The sequence below is a fragment of the Sphingorhabdus sp. YGSMI21 genome, assembly GCF_002776575.1.
Classification (GTDB): Bacteria; Pseudomonadota; Alphaproteobacteria; order Sphingomonadales; family Sphingomonadaceae; genus Parasphingorhabdus.
Genome location: NZ_CP022548.1, coordinates 3657960 through 3683919, shown reverse-complemented (window position 1 = coordinate 3683919; position 25960 = coordinate 3657960). Strand labels below are relative to the sequence as shown.

Annotated in this window: 26 protein-coding genes; 17 read left to right on the top strand and 9 right to left on the bottom strand. The window is 59.7% G+C overall.

The window, feature by feature from the left end:
- The first annotated feature begins 7 nt into the window (after positions 1-7).
- The 3 genes from CHN51_RS17640 (at position 8) to CHN51_RS17630 (ending at position 1992) form a co-directional block, all read left to right on the top strand.
- Positions 8-217, top strand: a complete 210-nt coding sequence (locus tag CHN51_RS17640) for a hypothetical protein (protein WP_100095183.1) — start codon at positions 8-10, stop codon at positions 215-217.
- On the top strand, positions 214-1392 hold the full coding sequence (locus tag CHN51_RS17635; protein WP_100095182.1) for an RsmB/NOP family class I SAM-dependent RNA methyltransferase: 1179 nt from the start codon (positions 214-216) through the stop codon (positions 1390-1392). The genes CHN51_RS17640 and CHN51_RS17635 overlap by 4 nt, the downstream gene beginning before the upstream one ends.
- A 69-nt stretch (positions 1393-1461) precedes the next feature.
- The gene (locus CHN51_RS17630; protein ID WP_240616791.1) at positions 1462-1992 is read left to right on the top strand and encodes a tetratricopeptide repeat protein; all 531 of its coding nucleotides are present in this window, start codon (positions 1462-1464) and stop codon (positions 1990-1992) included.
- Positions 1993-2011: 19 nt separating this feature from the next.
- On the opposite strand, the gene CHN51_RS17625 is transcribed toward CHN51_RS17630, so the two are convergent.
- The 3 genes from CHN51_RS17625 to CHN51_RS17615 all read right to left on the bottom strand — a co-directional run bounded on the left by CHN51_RS17625 (position 2012) and on the right by CHN51_RS17615 (position 4636).
- Positions 2012-2962: a DUF481 domain-containing protein gene (locus CHN51_RS17625; protein ID WP_100095181.1), complete on the bottom strand. Its 951-nt coding sequence runs from the start codon at positions 2960-2962 to the stop codon at positions 2012-2014.
- Positions 2963-2984: 22 nt separating this feature from the next.
- Positions 2985-3470 (bottom strand): RNA pyrophosphohydrolase, encoded by a 486-nt coding sequence (locus CHN51_RS17620; protein ID WP_276308619.1) that lies wholly within the window; start codon positions 3468-3470, stop codon positions 2985-2987.
- A gap of 215 nt (positions 3471-3685) precedes the next feature.
- Positions 3686-4636, bottom strand: a complete 951-nt coding sequence (locus tag CHN51_RS17615) for an alpha/beta hydrolase (protein ID WP_100095179.1) — start codon at positions 4634-4636, stop codon at positions 3686-3688.
- Positions 4637-4817: 181 nt separating this feature from the next.
- On the opposite strand from CHN51_RS17615, the gene CHN51_RS17610 reads away from it, so the two are divergent.
- The 8 genes from CHN51_RS17610 (at position 4818) to CHN51_RS17575 (ending at position 14081) form a co-directional block, all read left to right on the top strand.
- Complete coding sequence (locus CHN51_RS17610) at positions 4818-6707, top strand: 2-oxoacid:acceptor oxidoreductase subunit alpha (protein ID WP_100095178.1); 1890 nt, start codon at positions 4818-4820, stop codon at positions 6705-6707.
- A complete protein-coding gene (locus CHN51_RS17605) occupies positions 6704-7735 on the top strand; it encodes a 2-oxoacid:ferredoxin oxidoreductase subunit beta (protein WP_100095177.1) in 1032 nt (343 codons plus the stop codon). Before CHN51_RS17610 ends, CHN51_RS17605 begins: the two co-directional genes overlap by 4 nt.
- A gap of 45 nt (positions 7736-7780) precedes the next feature.
- Positions 7781-8170, top strand: a complete 390-nt coding sequence (locus tag CHN51_RS17600) for a GxxExxY protein (RefSeq protein ID WP_100095176.1) — start codon at positions 7781-7783, stop codon at positions 8168-8170.
- 45 nt (positions 8171-8215) lie between these two features.
- Positions 8216-9196, top strand: coding sequence for a metal-dependent hydrolase (locus CHN51_RS17595; RefSeq protein WP_100095742.1), 981 nt, complete (start codon positions 8216-8218; stop codon positions 9194-9196).
- 14 nt (positions 9197-9210) lie between these two features.
- Positions 9211-10602, top strand: a complete 1392-nt coding sequence (locus tag CHN51_RS17590) for a deoxyribodipyrimidine photo-lyase (RefSeq protein ID WP_100095175.1) — start codon at positions 9211-9213, stop codon at positions 10600-10602.
- 157 nt (positions 10603-10759) lie between these two features.
- Positions 10760-11542, top strand: coding sequence for an SDR family oxidoreductase (locus CHN51_RS17585; protein ID WP_100095174.1), 783 nt, complete (start codon positions 10760-10762; stop codon positions 11540-11542).
- Between the two features lie 66 nt (positions 11543-11608).
- Positions 11609-12859 carry a cyclopropane-fatty-acyl-phospholipid synthase family protein gene (locus CHN51_RS17580; RefSeq protein ID WP_100095173.1) on the top strand — a complete coding sequence of 417 codons (1251 nt, stop codon included), beginning with the start codon at positions 11609-11611 and terminating at the stop codon, positions 12857-12859.
- Positions 12860-12878: 19 nt separating this feature from the next.
- Positions 12879-14081, top strand: coding sequence for a serine hydrolase domain-containing protein (locus CHN51_RS17575; RefSeq protein WP_240616790.1), 1203 nt, complete (start codon positions 12879-12881; stop codon positions 14079-14081).
- Positions 14082-14086: 5 nt separating this feature from the next.
- Here the strand turns inward: CHN51_RS17575 and CHN51_RS17570 are convergent, their stop codons facing one another.
- Together CHN51_RS17570 and purF are read right to left on the bottom strand one after the other, a co-directional pair.
- A complete protein-coding gene (locus CHN51_RS17570) occupies positions 14087-14788 on the bottom strand; it encodes an SDR family NAD(P)-dependent oxidoreductase (protein WP_100095172.1) in 702 nt (233 codons plus the stop codon).
- Positions 14789-14790: 2 nt separating this feature from the next.
- Positions 14791-16314, bottom strand: coding sequence for an amidophosphoribosyltransferase (gene purF, locus CHN51_RS17565; protein ID WP_100095171.1), 1524 nt, complete (start codon positions 16312-16314; stop codon positions 14791-14793).
- A 186-nt stretch (positions 16315-16500) separates the two neighbouring features.
- Here purF and hisI point away from each other — a divergent pair, with 186 nt between their 5' ends.
- Genes hisI through CHN51_RS17545 form a run of 4 tightly spaced genes read left to right on the top strand, consistent with a single transcriptional unit; the run spans position 16501 to position 19716 of the window.
- Positions 16501-16863, top strand: coding sequence for a phosphoribosyl-AMP cyclohydrolase (gene hisI / locus CHN51_RS17560; protein ID WP_100095740.1), 363 nt, complete (start codon positions 16501-16503; stop codon positions 16861-16863).
- Positions 16860-17384, top strand: a complete 525-nt coding sequence (locus CHN51_RS17555; protein WP_100095170.1) for a hypothetical protein — start codon at positions 16860-16862, stop codon at positions 17382-17384. Before hisI ends, CHN51_RS17555 begins: the two co-directional genes overlap by 4 nt.
- Positions 17385-17421: 37 nt before the next feature.
- Positions 17422-17859 (top strand): MerR family DNA-binding transcriptional regulator, encoded by a 438-nt coding sequence (locus CHN51_RS17550; protein ID WP_100095739.1) that lies wholly within the window; start codon positions 17422-17424, stop codon positions 17857-17859.
- A 54-nt stretch (positions 17860-17913) separates the two neighbouring features.
- Positions 17914-19716: an acyl-CoA dehydrogenase C-terminal domain-containing protein gene (locus tag CHN51_RS17545; RefSeq protein WP_100095169.1), complete on the top strand. Its 1803-nt coding sequence runs from the start codon at positions 17914-17916 to the stop codon at positions 19714-19716.
- A 9-nt stretch (positions 19717-19725) separates the two neighbouring features.
- Here the strand turns inward: CHN51_RS17545 and CHN51_RS17540 are convergent, their stop codons facing one another.
- On the bottom strand, positions 19726-20505 hold the full coding sequence (locus CHN51_RS17540) for an aspartyl/asparaginyl beta-hydroxylase domain-containing protein (RefSeq protein ID WP_100095168.1): 780 nt from the start codon (positions 20503-20505) through the stop codon (positions 19726-19728).
- Between the two features lie 272 nt (positions 20506-20777).
- On the opposite strand from CHN51_RS17540, the gene CHN51_RS17535 reads away from it, so the two are divergent.
- A complete protein-coding gene (locus CHN51_RS17535) occupies positions 20778-21050 on the top strand; it encodes a hypothetical protein (RefSeq protein WP_100095167.1) in 273 nt (90 codons plus the stop codon).
- Positions 21051-21083: 33 nt separating this feature from the next.
- Here CHN51_RS17535 and CHN51_RS17530 read toward each other — a convergent pair whose 3' ends face one another.
- Genes CHN51_RS17530 through CHN51_RS17520 form a run of 3 tightly spaced genes read right to left on the bottom strand, consistent with a single transcriptional unit; the run spans position 21084 to position 24037 of the window.
- Positions 21084-21824 (bottom strand): dienelactone hydrolase family protein, encoded by a 741-nt coding sequence (locus CHN51_RS17530; RefSeq protein ID WP_100095166.1) that lies wholly within the window; start codon positions 21822-21824, stop codon positions 21084-21086.
- Positions 21821-22741 carry a cysteine synthase A gene (gene cysK / locus CHN51_RS17525; protein WP_100095165.1) on the bottom strand — a complete coding sequence of 307 codons (921 nt, stop codon included), beginning with the start codon at positions 22739-22741 and terminating at the stop codon, positions 21821-21823. Before cysK ends, CHN51_RS17530 begins: the two co-directional genes overlap by 4 nt.
- A gap of 24 nt (positions 22742-22765) precedes the next feature.
- The gene (locus CHN51_RS17520; protein WP_346426330.1) at positions 22766-24037 is read right to left on the bottom strand and encodes an MFS transporter; all 1272 of its coding nucleotides are present in this window, start codon (positions 24035-24037) and stop codon (positions 22766-22768) included.
- Between the two features lie 159 nt (positions 24038-24196).
- Between CHN51_RS17520 and CHN51_RS17515 the strand changes: the two genes are divergently transcribed.
- Positions 24197-25948, top strand: a complete 1752-nt coding sequence (locus CHN51_RS17515; protein WP_100095737.1) for a DUF885 domain-containing protein — start codon at positions 24197-24199, stop codon at positions 25946-25948.
- Positions 25949-25960 lie beyond the last annotated feature (12 nt).

The window sequence follows — 25960 nt, the reverse complement described above, 5'->3', positions numbered from 1 at the left end:
GTCTCTCATGATCGAGGCCAAGATAATCCTGATGATATTCATCTGGCCTGCGGGGCAGGGGGCCGATACGCCGCGTTGGACAAGCGATGCCTATCTGACCGTCGAAAGTTGCGAAGAGGATGCTGTGGTGCTGAAGACCAGAATTACCGCGAAATACGGTCCGGCCACCCGGATGGAGCATCATTGCATGCATCTGGACGATCGGGTGGACGCATGACCCCCGCAGCGAGACTGCAGGCAGCGATAGAGATGCTGGACTGGATCATCGCCGCCGCGCGGGACAATGGAGCGTCGGCGGACAATATCGCCAAGAAATTCTTCAAGGAACGGCGCTATGCCGGATCGGGTGACCGCCGCGCTATTCGCGAGCTGGTCTATTCCGCGATCCGGCGCTGGGGCGACCGCCCGGAAAGCGGCAGGCAGGCCATGCTCGGACTGGTATCGGAACAGCCGGAATTGCGTGAGCTTTTCAGCGGTTCCAACTATGGACCGGCCGCAATCGAAGAGGGCGAACCGGTCGCCAGCGGCGCGCAAATTCCGGACTGGCTGACCGACCGCTTTGCCGGTCTGATCGACGAGGATGAGCGTAAGGCGCTGTTTGATCGCGCCCCGCTTCACGTCCGGGTCAATGGCCAGCGTTCTACCGAAGCGGAGGTCAGGTCGGCCTGGCCGGAAGCCGTCCCTCTGGCCTTGCCGCATGGCTATGAACTGCCCGCGGGCAGCCAGCTGGAAGACAAAGCGCTGTTCCGTGAAGGCGCGATAGAGATTCAGGATCTTGGTAGTCAGGCGATTGCCATGGCGGGCGCTGCTTCCAAGCCGGAACTGGTTCTCGACCTGTGCGCGGGCGCAGGCGGCAAAACGCTTGCTCTAGCGGCGATGCTCCCTGACGAAAGCAAGATTATCGCGGCGGATACCGATCGCAATCGGCTGAGCCGGATCGAACCCCGCAAGCGGCGGGCCAGCGCGCGGAATATCGAGACGATTTTGCTCGGTCCGGGCAAGGAAATGGAATCGCTGGAACATCTGAAAGGCCGCTGTGATCTGGTGCTGATTGATGCCCCTTGCAGCGGGACGGGCACTTGGCGGCGCAATCCCGAACTGCGCTGGCGGATGACCGCCAAGCGGCTGGAACATACGACAGAACTGCAGCAAAGGCTGTTCGCGCTCGGCAGCGAGCTGGTAAAACCGGGAGGACGTCTGGTTTACGCCGTGTGCTCGCTGCTTGATGCAGAGGGCGGCGACCAGACCGACAGCTTTCTGGAAAGCCATCCGGGGTGGCGGGAAATATCGATTGATTTGCCGATTGGCCGCCCATATCGTAAAGGCCTTCTTCTTTCACCGCATCATGACGGAACGGATGGCTTTTATTTTACCTGTCTCGAAAAATTGTGATAGCAAAGCATGTTAAGCCAGCATGCAGATGAGTCTGGCTATGGTCGAGAGACTTTATTGGAGCTGATTATGCGTTTTTCACCGGCTGTCGTGGCCTTGTCTCTCGTCTTTGCCACCGTTTCCAGCGCCAGTTTCGGCCAGTCCGCGGATGTCGAGATCAAGCCCCGCTCGATCGAATATATGCAAATGGGTGAGGCGGCGCAGAAGCGCGGCGAACTTGATCTGGCTGCCGATCTTTACGAAACATCTCTCGTCGTCGATCCGCGCAACGGCTCTGCCTTCATCGCGCTGGCGCAAATTGCCCGGGTGCAGGACTTGCCCGGCAAAGCTATCCGTCTCTATCGCGAGGCGCTGATACTGGATCCGAACAATCTGGATGCACTGGCCGGGCAGGGCGAGGCCCTGATCCAGCGGGGGGCGCTGGAAAAGGCGCGGGTGAACCTGTCGCGGATCGAAACCCTGTGCCGTTCGCGCTGCTCGCAGAACGACCAACTGGCTTCGGCAATCAAGCTCGCAGAAAAGAAGCCCGTGCTATCAGCGGAAGCAGTCACGCCCAAGCCGCAAATCGGGGACGAAGAACCGGCCACCGAAACACCGTGAAACGGGTCTTCGCTAAAATTTAGAAATCATAGACCAAAGTCGCGCGGCTGAGCGTATCGGTCTTGATCCGGCCGGCCGGCGGATTGGTTTCATGTTCAATCGTATAGGACAGGCGAGCAGACAGCGAACCAAGCAGTTTAGCGTCGAGCGCTGATGTCGCGGTCAGGCTGGTGTTGTCGCTGTCGATGACGACCACAGCCGAACTGAATCCCTGCGCATCGCTGGCATAGGTGCCACCGGCATCCTGCGAAAATTTCAGATGATCGGAAATCTTCCAGTCGAAATCGAGACCGGCCAGCGCGGCCAGACTGCTTTTCGATCCACCGCCTGTAAAATTCGTGGTGCGAAATGCAGGGCCAGCCTTTATGGCCAGCCGAATGTCTTTGGTCTTGACCAGTTCATAGCCCAGTCCGCCGGACAGGGTGTAGCGGGCGGAAAATCCCTGGAACCGGTCCCGTTCAAACTGGGCCAGGCCATAAGCGTAGAAGCTTTCATCAAATTTGTAATTGGGTTCGATGGTCGCGCTCAGCTGGTCGCGGGTCGTACTGCCAGCGTTGCGCTCATAATCGGCGCGGGCCTTGATGTTCAGCCGCCACTTGACCGCATCCTTGACCAGTTTCAGTCCGCCCGAAAGGCCCAGATTCCGGGTGTTTCCGGTCGAGCGGAAACCGCCGATCTCGCCTTGTCCCTTCCAGTTTTCAAAGAAACCCGCTTGCTGCTTTTCGCGCAGGGCCTCGGCCGCCGCTTTCACCTGCCGGGCATTGAAGTCGGCCATCAAAGCATCGATCTCGGCATGGTCATCGGGGTTTATTGCCTTGGCGATTTTCACAATGGCGGCAACGTCCTGCTTGTCGTCCGATGCTATGGCGGCCTCGATCATCGCCCTGACCGGATCGGGCAGCGCTGCGGCGGCTGGCGTGGAGGCGCTTGCCGCAACGAGAATTGCGGCCGCTAGTGCTGGTCTGGTCATAGAGAAATCCCGCTTACTGTTACTAGATCAGCGGTAGGAACTCTTTCAAAACCGCCCGATACAGGTCCCTTTTGAAGGGAACGATCAAATCTGGCAAGCCCTGCGGATCGGTCCATTTCCAGTTCTTGAACTCGGGATGTTCGGTCCGGATATCGATATGGTCATCCTCGCCGGTGAAGCGCATCAGGAACCAGCTCTGCCGCTGGCCGCGATATTTGCCCTTCCAGATCTTGCCGAGCAGCTCGTCGGGCAGATCATAGAGATATTCTTCCGTGCTGCGGCCGATGATCTGGACGAAATCTTCGACCACACCGGTTTCCTCGCGCAGCTCGCGCAAGGCTGCCGTTTCCGGCTCTTCGCCCTTGTCGATCCCGCCTTGCGGCATCTGCCAGGCGTCGGGATAGTTGCTGTCCGCCGCATCCAGACGCTGGCCGACAAATACCTGCCCAGAACGGTTGGCGAGCATGATTCCGGCGCACGGGCGGTAGGGGAGATGGGAGAAGTCGATCTTATATACCTTTCCAAAATCATTCGAGGTGCCGCCCCGTCGGTCAGCCGTGCTGTCGATCGTCGGGGTAGCAGGCGGGACGTTTCGGCGCGCCTTTAGCGCATAAGCGCGGACTTACCTAGCGACTCCTTGTAGGGAATCTAGTTATCCAACATGCGATCGGCAATAGGCGGACCATCGCCAAAATCCGGAAATCCGGCGGCGATCGATCCGGTCTAGGATTCCAGCGAAGCGAGCAGGGTTTTCCACGCGGCAATCATCCTGTCGACATCCTGCTGGGCCGAAGGCACGGCTTTGCGGATATTGATGAAGCCATGGACGTTGCCCGCCATTTCCATGAAATTGGTGTTCACGCCGTGGCGGATCAGATCGGCGGCATAATCACGCCCCTGATCGCGCAGCGGATCGAGGCCGGCGGTAACCAGCACCGTCGGCGGTGATTTCGCCAGATCACCAAGATAGGGCGACACGCGAATGTCGTCATCCTTTGCCGCATAATGGCTGTTGAAATAGTCCATACTGTCCCTGGTCAGCAGAAACCCATCGGCAAATTCGTCCATCGATCCGCCTTTCGCATCCATCCGGCTGGCGGGATAGATGGGGAATTGCGCGACCACGGGGACAGAGGCCGGTTCGCTGGCCAGCACTTGCCCGACCACCAGCGCCAGATTGCCGCCGGCGCTGTCGCCGCAGGGGATCATGCCGCTGATCTGCAGCTTGAGCTGGGCCTGATTGTCGGCGACCCAGCGCGTCGCGGCAAGGCTGTCCTCGGGAGCGGCGGGGAAGGGCGCTTCCGGGGCCAGGCGATAATCGACCGCGATCACCGGCAGGTCCATCTCGCGGGCTATATAGGTGCAGAAACTATGGTGGGATTCGAGATCGCCGATCACGAAGCCGCCGCCATGATAGAAGATGATGGCGGGCGTTTCGGCGCTGCGTTCGGCCTGGCTGTCGTAGAGCCGCAGCGCGATTTCGCCGGCCGGGCCGGGGCAGGTGAGATCTTCGATCCGCGGGATTTCAACCGCGTCCGCTTCGAGCATTGCTGCCATGACATTGTACATTTCGCGGGCCGCTGCGGGTTCGACTTCCGACATCAGCGGCTGGTCGGATTGGGCCATCATCGTCAGAATCATCTGCACATCGGGGCGTACATAAGCGTCAGTCATCTCTCATCTCCCAGCTTTTAATTGACCGATTAGATCAGGCCGCGCGCACTAGGCAAGCGCTAATCGGGACGGACGTCCCAAACAAATGCTTTATCCCTATTAGTTTTTGTGGTTTGAAGCGGGGCGCATTGCTGCTCTAGGGCGGGATGCGTAATAATAATAAAGGCACGGAAAATCCATTATGGCCACCGCATTGAAGCAGGAAGAACCGAATAGTCCCAATAGTGATGGCGCAGAAAATGTCGTCGTCCGCTTCGCCGGAGACAGCGGCGACGGGATGCAGCTGACCGGAGGGCAGTTCACGCTGTCGACCGCGCTGGCGGGCAGCGATCTTGCGACCTTCCCCGATTTTCCGGCTGAAATCCGGGCGCCACAGGGAACCTTGTTCGGTGTGTCCGCCTTCCAGATCAATTTCGGCAGCCGCGCGATTGAAACCGCTGGCGACCAGCCGGATGTGCTGATCGCGATGAACCCCGCCGCGCTGAAAACCAATGTCGAGGCCTTGCGCCCCGGCGGGCTGATCATCGCCGACTCCGGCGAGTTCGGAAAACGGAACCTCGACAAGGCGAAATATGAGAATAATCCGCTGGAAGACGGGTCTTTGGCCAAATGGCAGCTGCTCAAGCTGGATATTTCCGCGCTGACTCTGGAGGCCGTGAAGCCGTTCGGGCTGGGCAACAAGGAAGCGTTGCGCTGCAAGAATATGTGGACGCTGGGTCTCGCTCTCTGGATGTTCGAACGCGACCGCCAGCCGATTATCGACTGGTTGCAGGGCAAATTCGCGAAATTGCCGGATGTCGCGGAAGCCAATATCGCGGCGCTCAATGCCGGCCATGCTTATGGCGAAACCGCCGAACTGTCGGGTGACGGGCTTGGCAGCGGGCATTTGACCACTCGCAAGGTCGGCGCTGCTCCTTCGGCCCCTGGTAAATATCGCACGGTGACCGGCGCAGAAGCGCTGTCGCTTGGCCTGGTTGCCGGCTCGCAACTGGCGGACCTTCCGATGTTCTTTGGCGGCTATCCGATCACACCGGCCTCGGCGATCCTGCATCACCTGTCGCGGCTGAAAGAATTTGGCGTGACCACATTCCAGGCAGAAGACGAGATTGCGGCGATCGCAGCCGCGATTGGTGCGAGCTATGCCGGGAAACTGGGTATCACGTCGTCGTCTGGTCCTGGCATTGCGCTGAAAGGCGAAGCGATCGGGCTGGCGATCATGACCGAGCTTCCGTTGGTCATCGTCAACTCCCAGCGCGGCGGACCTTCGACAGGTCTTCCAACCAAGACCGAGCAATCGGATCTCTATCAGGCTGTCTATGGCCGCAACGGCGATGCGCCGATGCCGGTCATTGCCGCCCGTTCGCCAAGCGATGCGTTCGAATGCGCGATTGAGGCAGTGCGGATTGCGGTGCAATATATGACACCCGTAATGCTGCTGACCGACGGCTATATTGCTAATGCGGCAGAACCATGGAAGATTCCCGATGTGTCCGGTCTCGAGCCGTTCCCGACGACCTTCCTCGAAACGATGCCGGCTGACGGATTGAAGCCTTATGCGCGCGACGAAAAGCTGGCGCGACCCTGGATCAAGCCCGGCACGCCGGAGCTGATGCACCGTATCGGTGGCATCGAGAAGGGCGTGGATACCGGCCATATCGATTATGGCGCGGCCAATCACCAGAAAATGACCGAAATCCGACGGGACAAGGTGCTCGGCGTGGCCGACAGCATCCCCGATCAGGATGTCGCGCTCGGCAATACAAGCGGCAAGCTGGCGGTGGTCGGCTGGGGTTCGACCTTCGGGCCGATCCATCAGGCGGTGCGACGTGCCGTGGAAGCGGGCAAGGATGTCGCCCATATCCATATCCGCAATATCTGGCCGATGCCGAAAAATCTCGGTGACTTGCTGAAAGGCTATGACCGGGTGATCGTGCCGGAAATGAATACAGGACAGCTGAAAACCGTGTTGCGCGACCAATATCTGGTCGATGCCAAGCCGGTGAACAAGGTTTCCGGCCAGCCCTTTACCATTGCCGAAATTGAAGCGGCGATTGAGGAGAATCTGTCATGAACGAGATGACAAAAATCACGACCACGCTGAAAGACTGGGAAACCGATCAGGAAGTACGCTGGTGCCCCGGTTGCGGCGATTACGCCATTTTGAAAGCCGTACAGCGCACCATGCCCGATCTGGGTGCTGATCCTTCCAAGACGGTCTTTGTCAGCGGTATCGGCTGCTCCTCGCGCTTTCCTTATTATATGGAGACTTATGGTTTCCATACGATCCATGGTCGCGCTCCTGCGGTGGCCACTGGCGTCAAGCTCGCCAATCCGGAACTCGACGTCTGGATCATCACCGGTGACGGCGATGCGCTGTCGATCGGCGGCAATCACACGATGCATTTGCTGCGTCGCAATCTCGATTGTCAGGTGATGCTGTTCAACAATGAAATTTACGGCCTGACCAAGGGGCAATATTCGCCAACCAGCCGACAGGGCACGCAAAGCCCGTCGACGCCTTATGGTTCGGTCGACCGGCCCGCTTCGCCCTGTGCCTTTGCGCTGGGTGCCGGAGCGCGCTTCGTGGCGCGGGGTATCGATATCCACAAGGGCCTGCCCGACGTTCTCAAGGCGGCCCATGCCCACAAGGGCACGTCCTTCATCGAGATTTTCCAGAATTGCATCGTCTATAACAAGGATGTGTTCGAGGAATTTGCGGCGAAGAAAACCGCAGCAGATACGCAGCTGCATCTGATGAACGGCGAACCCATGTTGTTTGGCAAGGGCACCAAGGGTATCACGCTCAATCGCAAGACCCTGCAGCTGGAAGTCGTCGAAGTGGTCGATGGCGACTGGGAAGCGGCTGATGTGATTGTTCATGATGTCACCAACCGTTCGGTCGCGCATATGCTGATCGAAATGCAGTTCGGCGAATTCCCGATGGCTCTGGGCGTCCTCTATGACGATCCGCGGCCGACGTTCGAGGCGGCTGTGGTCGCTCAGAATGAAGCGGCAGCGGCTGGCAAGGCGCCGGATTTGCAGGCTTTGTTGAGCAAGGGGCAGACCTGGACGGTGACGGAGGGCGGGCCGGAACTGTAAAGGTTTTGGACTCGCACGAAGACACGAAGGCACTAAGATGTCGGCGTGGAACGTATTGAAGAGTTCGCCAAAGTCTGTGTTGATTGTGGTTTCTGGCTGCACAAGGAATTGGGCCCGGGACTGCTTGAATCCGCCTACGAAATATTGCTTTGCGAGAGTTTGAAAGAGAAAGGTCTTTCTGTCGAAAGACAGAGGATCATTCCTATTGTCTTCAAGGGGCGAGTTTTGGACGAGGCCTTTCGGGCTGACCTGATCGTCGAAAACAGACTGTTGATTGAGCTGAAGTCTACCGAACGCTACGCACCTGTGCACGCCAAACAGCTATTGACCTATCTCCGTCTGATGGATTTGCCTCTTGGTTTCCTGATGAACTTTGGCGCAGCCACTTTCAAAGAGGGCGTAAAACGGATAGCCAATGATTATTATGCAAAATGAAAACCCCTTCCTTTGTGCCTTCGTGTCTTCGTGCGAGTCAAAAATTTGGATAATCTGACCCACAGCCTGGCCGGCGCCGTTCTCGGCCAGATGGGCCTGAAAAAGAAAACCGGTCTCGGCATGGCGACGCTGATTATCGCCGCCAATATTCCCGATATCGATGCGGTAGCCACCCTGCTCGGCGGGGTGCAGCATCTGGCGATCCGGCGCGGGATTACCCATGGCCCGATCGCGATGCTGTTACTGCCACTATTGCTGACCGGCATTATGATATGGTTCGACCGCTGGCAGACCAAGCGCGGGAAGCGGCCTGCGGACCGATTGCCGATCCACAAGGGCTGGCTGCTGGCGCTGGCCTATATCGGCTGTCTCAGCCATCCGGCGCTGGACTGGCTCAACAGCTATGGCATCCGCCTGCTCGAACCCTTTTCGTCGCGATGGTTTTATGGCGACAGTATCTTCATCATCGATCTCTGGATCTGGGTGGCACTGATCGCCGGCCTGTGGGTTTCGCGGCGGCGCGAGAAGAAAGGCGGCAACGACTGGCGGCGGCCCGCTTGGATCAGCTTTGCAGCCGTTTGCGCCTATATATTTGCCAATGGCGTGATAACCGGCAAGGCTGAAGCGGAGACCAAGTCGCTGCTCGCGAGCAACGCTGCTCAAACCGAGGCGATGGGCGAAGACAATATGGTTGTGGCCAACCCGGTGCCGCTCCAGTTCTGGAAACGGGAGATGTTGTGGCGCAATGAATTTGCTTACGGGTCAGGTGCTTATGATCTGTTTGACGGACTGGTTCTCAATGAAAAGCGGGCCATGCCCGAATCCAGCGGAGCGCTGCTTCCCTTCCTTGCAACGACCAGCGATGACGCCAGCGCTTTCCTGTTCTGGTCGAGAATGCCGGTTATTGAAAGGGATGGCAGCAATATGACCGTGCGAGACCAGCGCTTCATGGACCCGCTGGTCGGAGACCGCTTCTCGGTCCGGGTCAATGTCCGAAAAGACAGGTTGGAACGAGCGGCTCCCTGAGGGATGGGTGGGATATGACAAAAGCCAAAATCATCTGGTTCCGCCGTGACCTTCGCCTTTCCGATCAGGCCGCTGTGATAGCTGCCGCTGCAAACGGCCCCGTCATTCCGGTCTATGTTCTCGACGACGAAACGCCGAAACACCGTATCATGGGCGGGGCTTCGCGCTGGTGGTTGCACCGGTCACTGGAAGACTTGGAAGCATCTTTACAGGATCTGGGCTCGCGGCTGATTCTGCGCCACGGGCGAGCTTCAGAGCATTTGGCCGAAATTGTCAAAGCGATCGGCGCGGATGAAGTGCATGCGCTGCGTCATTACGAACCCTGGTGGCGCAATGCCGAGCGAATGTTGGAAAAGTCTCTCGGCGATGCGGCGCAGTTGATCCTGCATGATGGCAACTATCTGCTGCCGCCAGGGACGGTGACCACGGGTTCCGGTACGCCCTATAAAATCTACACACCCTTCTGGAAGGCGCTGCGCCAGCATATGCCGCCGGGGGAGCCTGCTGCCGCGCCAGAAAGCCTCGATACCCCGGACAGTTGGCCGGATAGCGATGCGCTGGATGATTGGAACCTGTTGCCGACCAAGCCGGACTGGGCCGCAGCCTTTGGCGACCCCTGGCAGCCGGGGAGCGCTGGCGCGGAGGACAATCTCGAAGAATTTGCTGACAAGGCGGCAGAATATGACGAGGGTCGGAACCTGCCTTCCGAGGAATTGGTATCCCGCCTGTCGCCGCATCTGCATTTCGGCGAGATCAGCCCGGCGACGGTCTGGAACCGGCTGGCGGGGCAGGGGAGCAAGGTCGAGACCTATCTCAAGGAACTGGTCTGGCGCGACTATGCGCAAAATGTGATCGACCAGTTCCCGCAATATGGTGGAGAAAGCTATCGCGAGAAAATGCGCGCCCTGCCGTGGCGCGATATGGATGACGATAGGGTGAAAGCCGACTTCGACGCCTGGTGCCACGGGAAGACCGGCTATCCAATCGTCGATGCCGGGATGCGGGAATTATGGGCGACCGGCTGGATGCACAATCGCGTCCGGATGATCGCCGCGAGCTTTCTGATCAAGCATCTGCTGATCGACTGGCGCGAGGGCGAGCAATGGTTCTGGGACACTCTGGTCGACGCCGATTACGCGTCCAACAGCGTCAACTGGCAATGGGTGTCGGGCACCGGCGTCGACAGCAATATGTTCGTCCGGATCATGGCGCCGCTGACCCAGTCGGAGAAATTCGACGCCGGCGACTATATCCGCCAATGGGTCCCGGAACTGGCGGATATTGACGATCCCTATATCCACGATCCGGAAGACCACGGCTGCAAGCCCAAGGATTATCCGGCCAAGATCATCGGGCACAAGGAAGCGCGCGAACGGGCGCTGGACGCCTATGCCAAGGTGAAATGATCTCGGGGATTGAAATGCGCGCGGCAAGCCGATATTGTTGGCGCGCAGATCAAGGGATATCGGGTCGATGAACAAGTAGGTCGCCGTCAGGCAATATCAGAATATTCTCTCCAGTCCGACGGGCTGGACATTTTGACACCTATATTCAGGACCTCTTATGAACAGACTATCAGGAAAATTTTGCATCATCACCGGCGCCGCCCGCGGTATTGGCAAGGCTATATCCAAGGCTTTCGTCGAAGAGGGAGCGACGGTTCTGCTCACCGACTGCGATGCCGACGTGCTGCAGGCCGTCGGGGAAGAACTCGGCTGCGACACATTGCTGCTCGACGTGGAGCAGGAAGCGGACTGGGACCGGCTCGCCAGCTTGCATCCTGCCGCCGATGTCGTCGTCAATAATGCCGGGATCACCGGTTTTGAAAAGGGCGTGGGGCCGCATGATCCGGAAAATGCTTCGCTGGCAGACTGGCGCGCGGTCCATCGGGTCAATCTTGACGGCACCTTCCTCGGCTGTCGCTACGCGATAAAGGCGATGAAGGACAAGGGCGCGGGATCGATCATCAATATATCGTCGCGCTCCGGGCTGGTCGGGATACCGGGGGCTGCGGCTTATGCTTCGTCCAAGGCCGCCATCCGCAATCACAGCAAGTCGGTCGCGCTTTATTGCGCGCAGCAGGGCTGGCAGATTCGCTGCAACTCGATCCACCCCGCCGCGATCATGACGCCGATGTGGGAACCGATGCTGGGCGAGGGTGACGCGCGGGAGGCCTCGGAAAAGGCGCTGGTCCGCGACACGCCGCTGCAACGGTTCGGCAAGGACAGCGAAGTGGCCGCGATTGCGGTGCTGCTGGCATCGGACGAAGCGACCTATATCACCGGATCGGAACTGAATATTGATGGCGGCATATTGGCGGGTTCGGCTGCCGCGCCGGGAAGCTGAGCGATCACCGGTCGTAGGGATAGTTCTACGTTGCCAAGCGCTTAGCGCTGGTCCATATTTGCGCGCATGAACGTCGAAACCCCCAAACGCGGCCAGCATCTGCTGGACAGGCGCAAAAGATTCGCCACCGGCGGGGGCTTTTTCGCGCGCCTGTTCGCGCCCGGCTTTCACCATATTCTCGACCGCATCGATGCCGGGCTGGATCATGGCACGTTCGAGGGCAAGCTGCCCGACGGGACGACGCGGATATTGGGCGGGCGGGGCGAAGGGCCGATGGCAGAGGTCAATCTGCATAGCTGGAACGCGTTGCTGCGGCTGATCAACAGCGGTTCGGTCGGCTGGTACCGCGCATGGGAACTGGGCGAATGGGACAGTCCCGATCTGGTGCCGGTCTTTGACCTGTTCACCCGCAACCGCGACGGGCTGAAAAGCACCGGACGGGCCTCCGGTCTGTTCAACTGGGTGGTCCGGCGGCGGCACACGAAACGCGACAACGACAAACGCCGGGCGCGGCAGAATATCCAATATCATTATGATCTGGGCAATGATTTCTACCGGCTCTGGCTGGACGAGAACATGATCTATTCCAGCGCGATTTTTGCCAGCGAAACGGACAGTCTGGAGCAGGCCCAACGCAACAAGATCGCTGCCATAGCGCAGCGGTTGGCAACGCGGTCGGGCGATAGCGTGCTGGAAATAGGCTGCGGCTGGGGTGCGCTGTCGGGCAGTCTGGCGCGCGATCACGGGCTGGACGTGACCGGCATTTCGCTGTCCGACGAGCAGACCGCCTGGGCGCGGGAGCATCATCCCGAGGCGGGCTATCTGATACAGGATTATCGCGATATCGACGGTCAATATGATGCCATTGCCAGCGTCGAGATGGTGGAGGCGGTCGGCCAGCAATATTGGCCTGATTTTCTCGACTGCATCGCCCGCAACCTGAAACCCGGCGGGCGAGCGGCGCTGCAATATATCGCGATCGCCGACGATATTTTCGAACAATATGCGAGCAGCGCAGACTTCATCCAGACCTATATTTTCCCCGGCGGCATGCTGCTGTCGGAGAGCCGGTTCCGGGCGCTGGCCGAGGAACGCGGCCTGCAATGGACCGACCAGAAGAATTTTGGCCTCGATTATGCGAAGACATTGAAAATCTGGCGCGAGCGGTTTGACGACGCGGTCGAGCGCGGCGATCTGCCTTCCGGGTTTGACGAGAAATTCGTCCGTCTGTGGCGTTTCTATCTGACCTATTGCGAAGGCGGTTTTCGTGGCGGCGGCATCGATGTCGCGCAAGTGACGCTGATAAAAACAGAATAAGAGTGGGAGAACGGAAATAATGAAATTTATCGGAAAACTGGCGATGCTGGGCGTCGCCTGTATCAGCTTGACGGCTTGCGAACAGGTGCAGAAGGTCGCGGCCGATGCGGCCGGCCTGCCGACCGACAAGAATATCCTGTTCTGGACCGATGCGCAGCGCGACAAGGCTTTCCGGATGATGGACGTGCTGGTGCCCTCCAACACCATCGCCGCCGGCGATAATCCGCGGGAACTGGAGGCCGGAAATCCACTGCCGGACAGTTTCGAGGTCGCCGGCGAAAGGCTGTCGATCGACGACTATATGGAGCAGCAAAGGCTGGCCGGCATGGTCATTCTGCAGGATGGCAAGATCCGCAAGGAAGAATATCGGCGCGATTTTGAACAGGACGAACGCTGGACTTCCTTCTCTGTCGCCAAATCGCTGGTCTCGACGCTGGTCGGCGCCGCGATCAAGGACGGTTTTATCAAGTCGATCGACGATCCGCTGACCGCTTATATCCCGGAGCTGAAGGGCAGCGGCTATGACGGGGTAACGGTGTTGCAACTGCTGACCATGACATCGGGCGTGAAATGGAACGAGGATTATGCCGATCCGAAATCCGATGTGGCTCTGTTCAACAACACCAAGCCGGTCGACGGCATGGATCCGATCATCGTCTATATGAAGACGCTGGAGAATGACGCGACGCCGGGCACCCGCTGGCAATATAATACCGGTGAAACCAATTTGATCGGCGTGCTGGTGGCCAAGGCAACAGGTAAGACTTTGTCTGAATATCTGTCCGAAAAGGTCTGGAAACCTTATGGAATGGGGCAGGATGCCGAATGGCTGCTCAACGAGGGCGGCAAGGAAATCGGCGGCTGCTGCATATCCGCGACGGTGCGGGATTATGCCCTGTTCGGCCAGTTTGCGATGAATGGCGGCAAGATCGGCGAGACGTCGGTTGTGCCCGAAGGCTGGTTCGAAAAGGCCGGCACGAAACAGGCGGACATCGGCGTGCCGGGCCGTGGCTATGGCTATCAGTGGTGGACTTTCGACGACGGCAGTTTCGGCGGCCAGGGCATTTTCGGCCAGGGCATTTTCATTGACCCGGCGCAGAAACTGGTCATCGCGACCAATGGCAACTGGCCGAGCGCATCACCCGACACGCAGAAGAACCAGCGGATCGCCTTTTTCGAAGCGGTGAAAAAATATGTGGCAGCCGAGCCGCCGCAGAGCTGATTCCGTCAGCTGATCTGGAAATGCTCGCCGGTGTCGAAATCGCTGGCGAGTATTTCCACCAGCCGGTCGGCGACGACCGAGGGGAGTTTGACACTGGCCGGATCCTCGCCCGGATAGGCGCTCGCCCGCATTTCGGTGCGGGTGCGGCCGGGGTCGACAATGGCCGTGCGAATCTTGCCCAAATTGCGCATTTCTTCACCATAGCTGAGCAAAAGTGTCTCAAGCGCGGCCTTCGATGCACCATAAGCGCCCCAAAATGCCCGCGGCTTGCGGCCGACGCTGCTGGTCATGGCCACAACCCGGGCGTTTTCGCTCTTGCGCAGCATCGGATCGAAGCCGGCGATCAGCGCCTGCTGCGCGATCAGGTTGAGCGTCAGGACGTTGTTGAATTCCTTGCCGTCAATCGCCGGCACCGGTGCGAGGGTCCCCAGCATTGCGGCGTTGAGCACGAGAATGTCGAGCCCGTCCCAGCGGCCGGCAATCGCGGTGGCCAGACGCCCGATACTGTCGCCATCGGTCAGGTCGAGCGGGGCGATCGTGGCGCTGCCACCGGCATTGTGAATCTGCTCCTCGATCTTTTCCAGACCATCGGCGCTGCGCGCGGTGATCACGACATGGGCGCCTTCGCGCGCCAGTGCCAGCGCCGTTGCCGCACCGATACCGCGGCTTGCACCCGTAACGAGCGCCAGTTGGCCTGCAAATTTCATGGTCAGTTCGCTGATTGCTTGAGGCGGGGCAGATCGCCGGACGGTTCATGGTCCCGCGCGGTGCCCGAGGAGTCGGAACGCTCGTTGAGCATGCTGAGCTGGTCGGGTTCTTCCTCGCCATCGCGATCGGTGAGGACGGTCGGATAGGCGCCGGTAAAGCAGGCATCGCAATATTGCGGCTGGAGATCGTGGCGCGTGTCTTCGCCGGCAGCGCGGTAAAGACCGTCAATGGAGACGAAGGCCAGGCTGTCCGCCTGGATGAACTCGCGCATTTCCTCGATCGATTTGCGGGCCGCGAGCAGTTTTTCCCGCTTCGGCGTGTTCACGCCGTAAAAGCAGCTGTGCATGGTCGGCGGGCTGGCGATCCGCATATGGACTTCCGAAGCGCCAGCTTCGCGCATCATCTGCACGATTTTCAAGCTGGTGGTTCCGCGGACGATCGAATCGTCCACCAGCACGATCTTTTTCCCGTTGACCAGAGGCCGGTTGGCATTGTGTTTGAGCTTCACCCCGAGATGGCGGACGCCGTCGCCCGGCTGGATGAACGTCCGGCCGACATAATGCGAGCGGATGATGCCCAGTTCGAAGGGAATGCCCGATTCTTCGGAAAAGCCGAGCGCTGCCGGAGTGCCGCTGTCCGGCACAGGAATCACATAATCGGCGACGACCGGACTTTCGATCGCCAGTTGCGCGCCGATTCCCTTGCGCACGCTGTAGACCGAGCTGCCGTCGACAATCGAATCGGGGCGCGAGAAATAGACATGTTCGAAAATGCAGGGCCGTGCCTGATTGTCGGGAAAGGGGCGGTGCGAGCGCAGTTCGCCGTTGGTGACGACGATCAGTTCGCCGGGATCGACGCTGCGAACATATTCCGCGCCGACCAGATCAAGTGCGACGGTTTCGGAAGCGAAAACATAGGCTTCGCCGATCCTGCCCATCACCAGCGGGCGGATGCCGAGCGGATCGCGGCAGGCGATCATCCCTTCGGCGGTCATGCAGATCAGCGAATAGGCGCCTTCGACCTGTTTCAGCGCGTCGATGAACTTGTCGAGCAGGGTGCGATATTTGGATGTCGCGACCAGATGGATGATGACTTCGGTATCGCTGGTCGACTGGAATATCGAACCGTGGCGGACGAGCTCGTCCCGCAAGGCCAGCGCGTTGGAAATATTGCCATTATGGGCGATCGCAAAACCGCCGGACGCGAGGTCGGCCTCGAGCGGCTGGACGTTGCGCAAGGTGCCGGCACCGGTGGTCGAATAGCGGACATGGCCGCAGGCCGAATCGCCCTGCAGACGGTTGATCACTTCCTCGCTGTCGAAATTGCCGGCCACCGGACCAAGGGCGCGGTGGCTGTAGAATTCCTTGCCGTTGCGGCAGGTGATGCCGGCGGCTTCCTGACCGCGATGCTGTAGAGCGTGCAGACCGAGCGCGACCATGGCGGCGGCGTCGTCGATACCGGCGACGCCAAAAACGCCACACTCTTCCCGCAGCTTGTCATCTTCAAACGGGTGGGTTGTCAGCATATCTCACCTGGCATGTAATTGGTCGGGCGCGCGATGCCTGCCATATAGGTTTGAAAGGTCGCTTTGTCTGCCCCCAATGTCATAAAATCATAATATTGCGTGATCGGGCAGCTGCGGGCTGGATCAATTGCGCCTTTAGCCGTTGCGCGCGACCGGATCGGGTCTTAATCCACTGGCATGAGCAAAATTGAAGATGATCCCGAGACCGGAAGCCTGCTGCAGCCGAAATATGATTCGAACGGCCTGATCACCGCTGTTGTCAGCGACGATTCGTCCGGCGAGTTGCTGATGCTCGCCCATATGAATGCCGAGGCCCTGCAACTGACCCAGGAAAGCGGTGTGGCACATTTCTATTCCCGGAGCCGGCAGTGCCTCTGGAAGAAGGGCGAAACTTCGGGCAATATTTTGACGGTGACCGAGATGCGCATCGATTGCGATCAGGATGCGCTGTGGATCAAGGCGGTGGCCGCTGGTCCGGCCTGTCACACGGGCCAGAGAAGCTGTTTTTACCGCAAGATTGTCGACGGCAAGCTGGAGCCGGTCGCTTGAGTCGCTTCGCCGCAATATTGTTGCCGATATTGCTGGCGGGCTGTGGCCAGCAGCAACCGAAGGCCGAGCAGGCCGATACCGAACTCCCGCCGCTGGAGCAGGCGGCGATCGATGCCGGCGTTATTCCCGATGTACGCAATGTCACCCTGTCCGGCGCTTTCGAACGGCGCAGCGATCTGGGGACCGACCGGTTCTGCGCGGTCGGCAATGACGAGAATGGCTATCAGATCGGCATGATCGCGGTGTTCGGGCCGGAGACCAAATGCGAAGGGCTGGGCGAGGCCGAGCGGGAGGGGGAAACGGTCCGGATCACCCTCAACAGCGAAGAAACCTGCCGCTTCTCGGCCCGGTTCGACGGGGTCGAGCTGGAATTGCCGGGCAGCCTGCCGGAGACCTGCTCAAGCTATTGCAGCCCCCGTGCCGGTTTCGAAGGCGTCAGTTTCTATATGGTCGGCGAGGGCGACGCGGTGGCCCGTTCCACCAGCGGTCGCGATTTCGAGAATCTTTGTCCCGGCGGCTAACATTGACGTTTACGTTAGCGTAAGCTATACGGTGGCCATGTCACAGCAACAAAGCCATGCCGAAATCGACACGCCCGACCTGAAAAACCGGGAAACCTATACAATATCCGACCTGTCGGACGAATTTGGTGTTACCGCACGGGCCTTGCGATTCTACGAGGACGAGGGGCTGATCGCCCCGCACCGCAAGGGTCTGTCGCGCATTTATACCAAACGCGACCGGGCCCGTCTGGCCTGGATCATGCGGGCCAAGAATGTCGGGTTCAGCCTGACCGAAATCCGCGACATGATCGATCTTTACGATCTCGGCGATGGCCGGAAGACACAGATGCAGGTCACCATCGCGAAATGCCAGGAAAAGGTCGACACGCTGAAGAAACAACGCGCCGATATCGACAGTTCGATCAAGGAACTGACCGGCTTCATAAAGACTGTGCAGGAGGCCATGGCCGACGCCAAAGCACAGCAGCAATAGAGGATAGTCGCCGGTAATGTCCGGCACCCCCATTTGAGTAGAAAGTAGAAAATCATGCCCAGTTATACCGCGCCGGTCGGCGAAGTCCGGTTCATCCTGAACGAGGTCCTAGGCCTTGAAAATTATTCCGATCTCCCGGGCTTTGAAAATGCCACGCCGGAAATGGTCGACGCGATCCTGACCGAAGCGGGCCGTTTTTCGGCCGAAGTCCTGCATCCGCTGAACCAGTCGGGTGACGAGGAAGGCTGCACCCGTCATGAAGACGGATCGGTCACCACGCCAAAGGGTTTCAAGGAAGCCTATCAGCAGCTGACCGATGGCGGCTGGACGACCTTGTCTTCGCCGGAAGAATTCGGCGGCCAGGGCCTGCCCCGTGTGGTCGGCAATGCGGTCATGGAATTCATGGTCTCGGCCAACCAGGCGCTGGAAATGTACAGCGGCCTGACGCAGGGCGCGATTGCCTCGATCCTCACCGAGGGCAGCGAAGAGCAGAAGCAGACCTATGCGACCCAGATGATTTCCGGCAAATGGACCGGAACGATGAACCTGACCGAGGCGCATTGCGGCACCGATCTGGGCCTGATCCGGACCAAGGCCGAACCCATGCCCGGCGGCCATTATGCGATCACCGGCCAGAAGATTTTCATCTCTGCCGGCGAACATGACATGGCGGAGAATATCATCCACCTCGTGCTGGCGAAGACTCCGGGCGCTCCCGACAGCTCCAAAGGCATCTCGCTGTTCATCGTACCGAAATTCCTGGTCAACGAAGACGGCTCGCTGGGCGAACGCAACGGCGTTAGCTGCGGCTCGATCGAGGAAAAAATGGGCATCCACGGCAATGCGACTTGTGTGATGAACTATGACGGCGCGACCGGCTATATGGTCGGCGAAGAGAATAAGGGCCTGCGCGCGATGTTCATCATGATGAACGCGGCGCGGCTGGGCGTTGGCCTGCAGGGTCTGGCGCAGGGCGAAATCGCCTATCAGAATGCCGTGATCTATGCCGGTGACCGCCGGCAGGGCCGGGCGCTGACCGGTGCGCAGGATCCGGAAGAAAAAGCCGACACGCTGTTCGTCCATCCGGACGTTCGCCGGATGCTGATGGACGGCAAGGCCTTTACCGAATCGATGCGTGCGCTGGTACTCTGGGGTGCGTTGCAGGTTGATCTGGCCGACAAGGCAGAGACCGAGGAAGAACGGCAGATGGCCGACGATCTGGTCAGCCTGCTGACCCCGGTCATCAAGGGCTATGGCACCGACAAGGGCTATCAGGTCGCCACCGATTCGCAGCAGGTCTATGGCGGACATGGCTATATCCAGGAATGGGGCATGGAACAGTTCGTGCGCGATGCGCGGATTGCGATGATCTATGAAGGCACCAATGGTATTCAGGCGATGGACCTTGTTGGCCGCAAGCTTGGCCAAAATGGCGGCCGCGCGGTTCAGGCCTTTTTCAAGGTTGTCAGCGACGAGATCGCCGAAGCCAAGGGACACGAGAAACTGTCCGGATTTGCCGAAGCGCTGGAAAAGGCCAATGGCGAGCTGCAGAAAGCCACCATGTGGTTCATGCAGCACGGCATGGCCAATCCGAACAACGCCGGCGCCGGTGCTTATCATTATATGCACATCATGGGCATCGTCTCGCTGGGTCTGATGTGGCTGCGGATGAGCAAGGCGGCGCAGGCGGCTCTCGACGCCGGCACCGACAATCCGAAATATTACGAGGCCAAGCTGGTCACCGCGCAATATTTCGCCGAGCGGTTCATGCCGGACGCGGGCGCCTTGCGTCGCAAGATCGAAGGCGGTGCCGACTCGATCATGGCGCTCGACCCGGACATGTTCGCGGTTGCCTGAACGCGCTGATCAGGCGGCTTCGTTCCGTTCCGCCTGCCGATAGGCATTTTCCCACATATGAAGGTTTCGCCGGGCATCCTGTACAAAGGGTGACCGGCGAATGCCCCATAATGCCAGATCATTGGCGAGCCGGCCCAGCAGTCGCATCGGACGCTTTACCTGCAGCAGCAGGATGACCCGGCGCTGATCCGTTGCATTGTGCACCTCGTGAAAATAGCTGTCGTCAAAGATCAGCCATTTGCCGGCTTCCCAGTGGAGATCGATATCCTCGACCTGCATCGCGCATTGCTCCGCCCGGTCGGGAATGATCAGGCCGAGGTGGCAGGTCACCAGACCACGGGTTACCCCGCGATGGCGGGGGATGGTCGCTCCGGGCTCCAATATCGAGAAGAAAGCCGAGTTGAGATCGGGTATCTGGCGCACCAGTTCCGCCGTGACCGGCGCGCGGGTGCAATTTTCCGCCACTTCATAGCCATAGCCGACCAGAAAGAAGGAGCGCCAGTTGCCGTCGCCCGCAATCCGCGCGTGATCGGGTGAAATTTCCCGGAGCGGTGGTACGGCATCGCGATGGCGCAGGATGGCGGCTGCTTCCGCGGCGATGGTCTGCCACTTTTCGGCGAGGCGATTGGTCCATGGAAAGGCGCTCGCCGGGAGGACCGGCTCGGTCGGGATTTTCGACTGGTCCCTCGATATCCGGTTCATCGTGCCGCGCAGCCTCTTGCCGATCCTGATGATAAGCGGCCGGTCTGTGGTGGCGGGGGAAGCGGGGCGCTGGTCCTGGGTAGACATGGCTAGCAATCTTTCAGTTGAAAAATTCCGGACCCCTTTTTCCAATTATATTGCAGAATGTGACGATAATTCGACAAACTGTTGCCGAAATTCTGTCAAAAGCGAGCTTGTGGATCTGCCACGACGAATGGTGTTTATTTGTCGATAGCTGGCGGTAAATCAGCTATTTAGCGCCGCTTTCGAACATATGGTCGAAGGTTGCTGGACCCGCCGCGCCAAATCCGTCAGCACATTTCGTGACAGGGGAATGATATGCATAAGGAGTATATGCAATGCATTCCAACAATAGCCAGAAACGTCTGCGCCGGATGACACCATTTCTGATCGGCGCCGGACTGGGACTTTCGGTTGCAGCCCATGCGGCCGAACCGGAAACCACCGACGAGACGCCATCGGAAATCCCGGCACCGACCATCGACACTGATGGTGACGGTCTGATGGATGCGTGGGACCGCAGCGGTGACGGACAGCCCGATGCCTGGGACAGCGATGGCGATGGTCAGCCCGATCTGCTCGACAATGACGGCGACGGCGAGCCGGACTAGACGAACCGTCCGAAAGCAACTGGAACACCGGGCCTAATATCGGTCCGGTGTTTTTTTATTCTCGAAAAGCTCGTCGAACATGCTGAGCATGGCCGCCTTGCTTTGCCGGTCGGCCGAAGCGTTATAGCGGACCGCCTCGACGGCTCGGGAATTGCTGCTGATGTCAGTGAATCCGTGGAGCACGCCGGAATAGATATGCATGTGGCAATCTGCCCCCGCAATGTCCATTTCCTCGAGAAAATCCCGCACCTGCTTCGGCGGAACGAGCGGGTCGGCCCGGCCATGGCAGACCAGAAGGCGCGCCTTGATCGTCCCGCGCTTGGCCGGAAGCGGTGTGGCCAGCAGTCCGTGGAAGCTGACCACCAGCGCGATATCCTCGCCGCCGCGCGCCATTTCCAGAACGATCTCGCCGCCCATGCAATAGCCGATCGCGGCAATCCGGTTGTTCGCCAGCTTCGACCGCGTACGCAATTCGGCGAGCGCGCAGCGGAAGCGGTCGCGATAATATTCGGCATCGGCGCGCAGCTCGTCGGCCAGTTTGCGGGCTTCACGCATGTCCTCGACATGGCCCTTGCCATAGAGGTCGCAGACCATCGCGCTATAGCCCAGGGAAGCGAGCCAGCGGGCGCGATCATGCATCAGCTTGGTCGGTCCGGCGATGGTCGGCACGATCAATATGCCGGCCCGCGGATAGCGGCTGGGCTGCGCCATATAGCCGGCCAATTCCACATCACCATGCCGGTAGGTGAATTGCTGGACCTCTATCGAGCTCATTCTTCGGGCAAAAACTCTGGCACGGAGAGATAGCGCTCGCCGGTGTCATAGTTGAAGCCGAGCACTTTCGCGCCGTCGCCCAGTTCCGGAAGCTTCTGCGCGATCGCCGCCAGAGTCGCGCCTGAGGAAATGCCGACCAGCATACCTTCCTCGCTGGCCGCTCTCAGGGCCATGGCCTTGGCATCGGCAGGGTCGACCTGGATCGCGCCGTCGATGCTCTGCGTGTGCAGATTGCCGGGAATGAAGCCGGCGCCGATGCCCTGGATCGGGTGCGGGCCGGGCTGACCGCCGCTGATCACCGGGGAAGCCGTCGGTTCGACCGCATAGACTTTCAGATGGCTCCAATGTTCCTTCAGCACTTCGGCCACGCCAGTGATATGGCCGCCGGTGCCGACACCGGTGATGATCGCATCCAGCGGGTTGTCCTTGAAGTCATTGAGAATTTCGATCGCGGTGGTGCGTTTGTGCACTTCGAAATTGGCCGGATTTTCAAATTGCTGCGGCATCCAGGCACCGGGCGTCTGGTCGACCAGTTCCTGCGCCCGCTCGATTGCGCCCTTCATGCCCTTTTCCTTCGGGCTGAGGTCGAAGGTCGCGCCATAAGCGAGCATCAGCCGCCGGCGTTCGAGCGACATCGATTCGGGCATCACCAGAACCAGCGTATAGCCCTTGACCGCCGCGACCATCGCAAGACCGACGCCGGTATTGCCCGATGTCGGTTCGATGATTGTACCGCCGGGTTTCAGCGCGCCGGATTTCTCGGCCGCCTCGATCATCGCCAGACCGATCCGGTCCTTGATCGATCCGCCAGGGTTGGAACGTTCGGACTTGATCCAGACATTGGCGTCGCCGAACAGCCGCTGCATCTTGATATGCGGTGTGTTTCCGATGGTTTCGAGAATATTATTGGCAATCATTATCCTGCGCTCCTGTTTATCTTTTCATTCTTTTGCCGGTTCCCTCTGCAGGTCCTCCGGCGGATCAAAAGTCTTGGCAGCGCCCAGTTGCGGGAACAGGCGCGACCAGAGTCCGGTGACCACTATAGCACCGGCACCGCCCGCTACAATGGCGGCAATCGGGCCGACCAACACGGCCAGGCCGCCGGACAATGCATCGCCCAGTTCATTGGATGCGCTGATCGTCATCTGGCTGACCGCGCCGACCCGCCCGCGCTTGGCGTCCGGCGTGTGCAGCTGGATCAGCGACCCGCGGACATAGACGCCGAACATGTCGGCGGCGCCGCAGAGGCCGAGACAGGCCATCGACAGGTAGAGATTGGTGCTGAGGCCAAAGCCGATGGTGCCGAGACCGAACACCGCCATCGCCGCGAGCATGCTGTTGCCGACATTCTTGCTGAGCGGGGCGAAGGAGAAGATCAGCGCGACAATCACCGCGCCGACCGCCGGCGAGGCGGCAAGCAGCGACAGGCCGATTTCTCCGGCATTCAATATGTCCTTGGCAAAGACCGGGATCATCGCCGTGGCGCCGGCGAGGAACATGACCAGCAGATCGAGCGTGATTGCGCCCAGCACCAGCTTGTTGGTCCAGACATAGGCCATGCCGTCACTGACTTGCTGCAAAGGGCCTCTGGTCTTGTCCGCTTCCGGGCGCGGCACCGGGCCAATCAGGAATATCGCCAGCGTTGCCAGGCTGTAGAGACCTGCGCAGACGAAATAGGGCAGGGCGGCATCGACCTTGTAGAGCGGCCCCGCCATGCCCGGACCGGCAATGACGCCGACCTGCCAGGCTATGGTCGACAGCGCGATGGCACGCGGCAGCGACGCTTTCGGGACCAGATTGGGCGCGAGCGAGCTGATCGCCGGGCCGAGAAAGGCGCGGCAGATGCCGAGCAGCACCGCGATGATATAGATGGTCCAGAGCGTGATCCCGCCAGTCGCGGTCAGCAGGCCGAGGGCCAGCGCTATCAGTGCCTGGGCCGCCAGAACGATGCGCGCGATCCAGCGGCGGTCCATATGGTCGGCGACCCAGCCGACCAGCGGCGTCAGAATGAACAAGGGCACGAATTGCAACAGCCCGAGCAGTCCCAAAATCCCGGCCGAGGCGCTGACCCCCATGCTTTCGCGCGCCAGATTATAGGCCTGCCAGCCGAGGATCAGCATCATCGCGTAGAGCGCAAACATCGATGCCAGTCGCGAGAACCAGAGGTAGCGATAATTGGCGATAGTGAAGGGATGCGGTGCGGAGCTGATCACCGGATGCTGCTAGCGATTGCCGCAAGACGCTGCAATCAATTCGTGCGCCGGCACTGGAATTTTGCCGATTGCCTTTCGTCGAATAGCGCTGGCCAAGCCTCTGGCGATTATGCCAGTCTGTCGTCGGCAGACATATTCCCCGGGGAGACAGAAATGAAGATGCGCAATCTGATGCTGGCGGTATCGCTGGCGGCTTTGACGGTGACCGGCTGCAAGAAGGTAGAGGATGCACCGGTTGCCGCGATGGAGATTGACCAGAGCAGTGTCTGGGGCAGCTATTTGTCCCGCTTTCTGGACGGCTATTTCCCCGCCAACCCGACATTTGCTGTCTATCAGGGCAAACATGAATTTGACGGCCAGCTGCCCGACTGGAGCGAGGCAGGCCTGAAAAAGGCAATTGATATTCGCAAGCAGGCGATAACGGAGGCGCAGGCGATCGACGCGGCAGAGCTCAGTGAAGCGGAGCTGTTCGAGCGGGACTATCTGGTCAGCGTGATGGAGGGCGAGCTTTTCTGGCTGGAGACCGCCGATGCACCGCACCGGAATCCCGCCTATTATGTCGGCGCGCTGGACCCCAATGTCTATATTGCCCGGCCCTATGCCGATGTCGAAACGCGGATGAAGGCCTTCATCCAATATGCCAATGCCGTCCCGGCGGCAGCCGCGCAGATCAAGGACAATCTGCAATTGCCTTTGCCGGAAACCTATCTGAAATTCGGGCAGGCCGCTTTTGGCGGATTTGCGGATTATTTCACCGGCGACGCCAAGGCCGCCTTTGCCGAGGTGAAGGACAGCGAACTGCAACAGCAATTTGATATCGCTGCCGCCGCTGCGGCTGCGGCGATGAAGGATCTGGCCGGCCATATCGGTTCGGTTCCGGCGACCAGGGACGGCTATGCGCTGGGTGCCGAGACATTCGCGGCGATGGTGAGCAAGACCGAGGGTGTCAATATCTCGCTCGACGAGCTGGAGGCGATCGGCCGGGCCGATCTCAAGCGCAATCAGGCAGCCTTGGCCAAGGCTTGCGCTGCCTTTGCGCCGGGCGCGAGCATTGTCGACTGTTTTGCGAAAATGGCGGCTAACAAACCCGAGAAAGGCCCGGTGCAGGAAGCCCGTGACCAATTGCCGCCGCTGCGCGCATTTCTGATCGAGAAGGATCTGGTGAGCATTCCCGGCACGGAAGTCGCGCAGGTCGAGGAATCGCCGCCCTATAACAGACAGAATAGCGCCTATATCGACATTCCGGGCCCGTACGAAACCGGCCTGCCGAGCGTCTATTATATCTCGCCGCCGGACCCGTCGTGGGACGAAGCCACAAGAGCCGCCTATATTCCCGGCAAGATGGACCTGCTCGGCACCTCGATCCACGAAGTCTGGCCCGGCCATTTCCTCAACTTCCTGCACAGCAACCGGGCCAAATCGGTCTTCGGGAAATTGTTCGTCGGCTATGCCTTTGCCGAGGGCTGGGCCCATTATACCGAGGAGATGATGATTGAGGCCGGCCTGCACGATGGCGATCCGGAGACCAAAATCGGGCAGCTGTCCAACGCGCTGTTGCGCAATTGCCGCTATCTGTCGGCCATCGGCCTGCACGCACGCGGGATGACGGTCGAGCAGAGCCTCGATATGTTCCGGAAGGAATGTTACCAGGATCTCGGCAACGCGACCCAGCAGGCGGCGCGCGGAACCTATGATCCGGCCTATCTCAATTACACAATGGGCAAGCTGATGATCCGCAGGTTGCGCGAGGACTGGACCGATGCCCATTTTGCCGAGCAGAAGGCCGGTGAAAATGGTGCGACCGCCGGCTGGAAGGAATTTCATGACGAATTCCTCAGCTATGGTGGCCCGCCGATACCGATGGTGCGCAAGGCGATGATGAAGGAAGCCGAAGCAAAAGCGGTCTTCTAGACTCGCTAATCC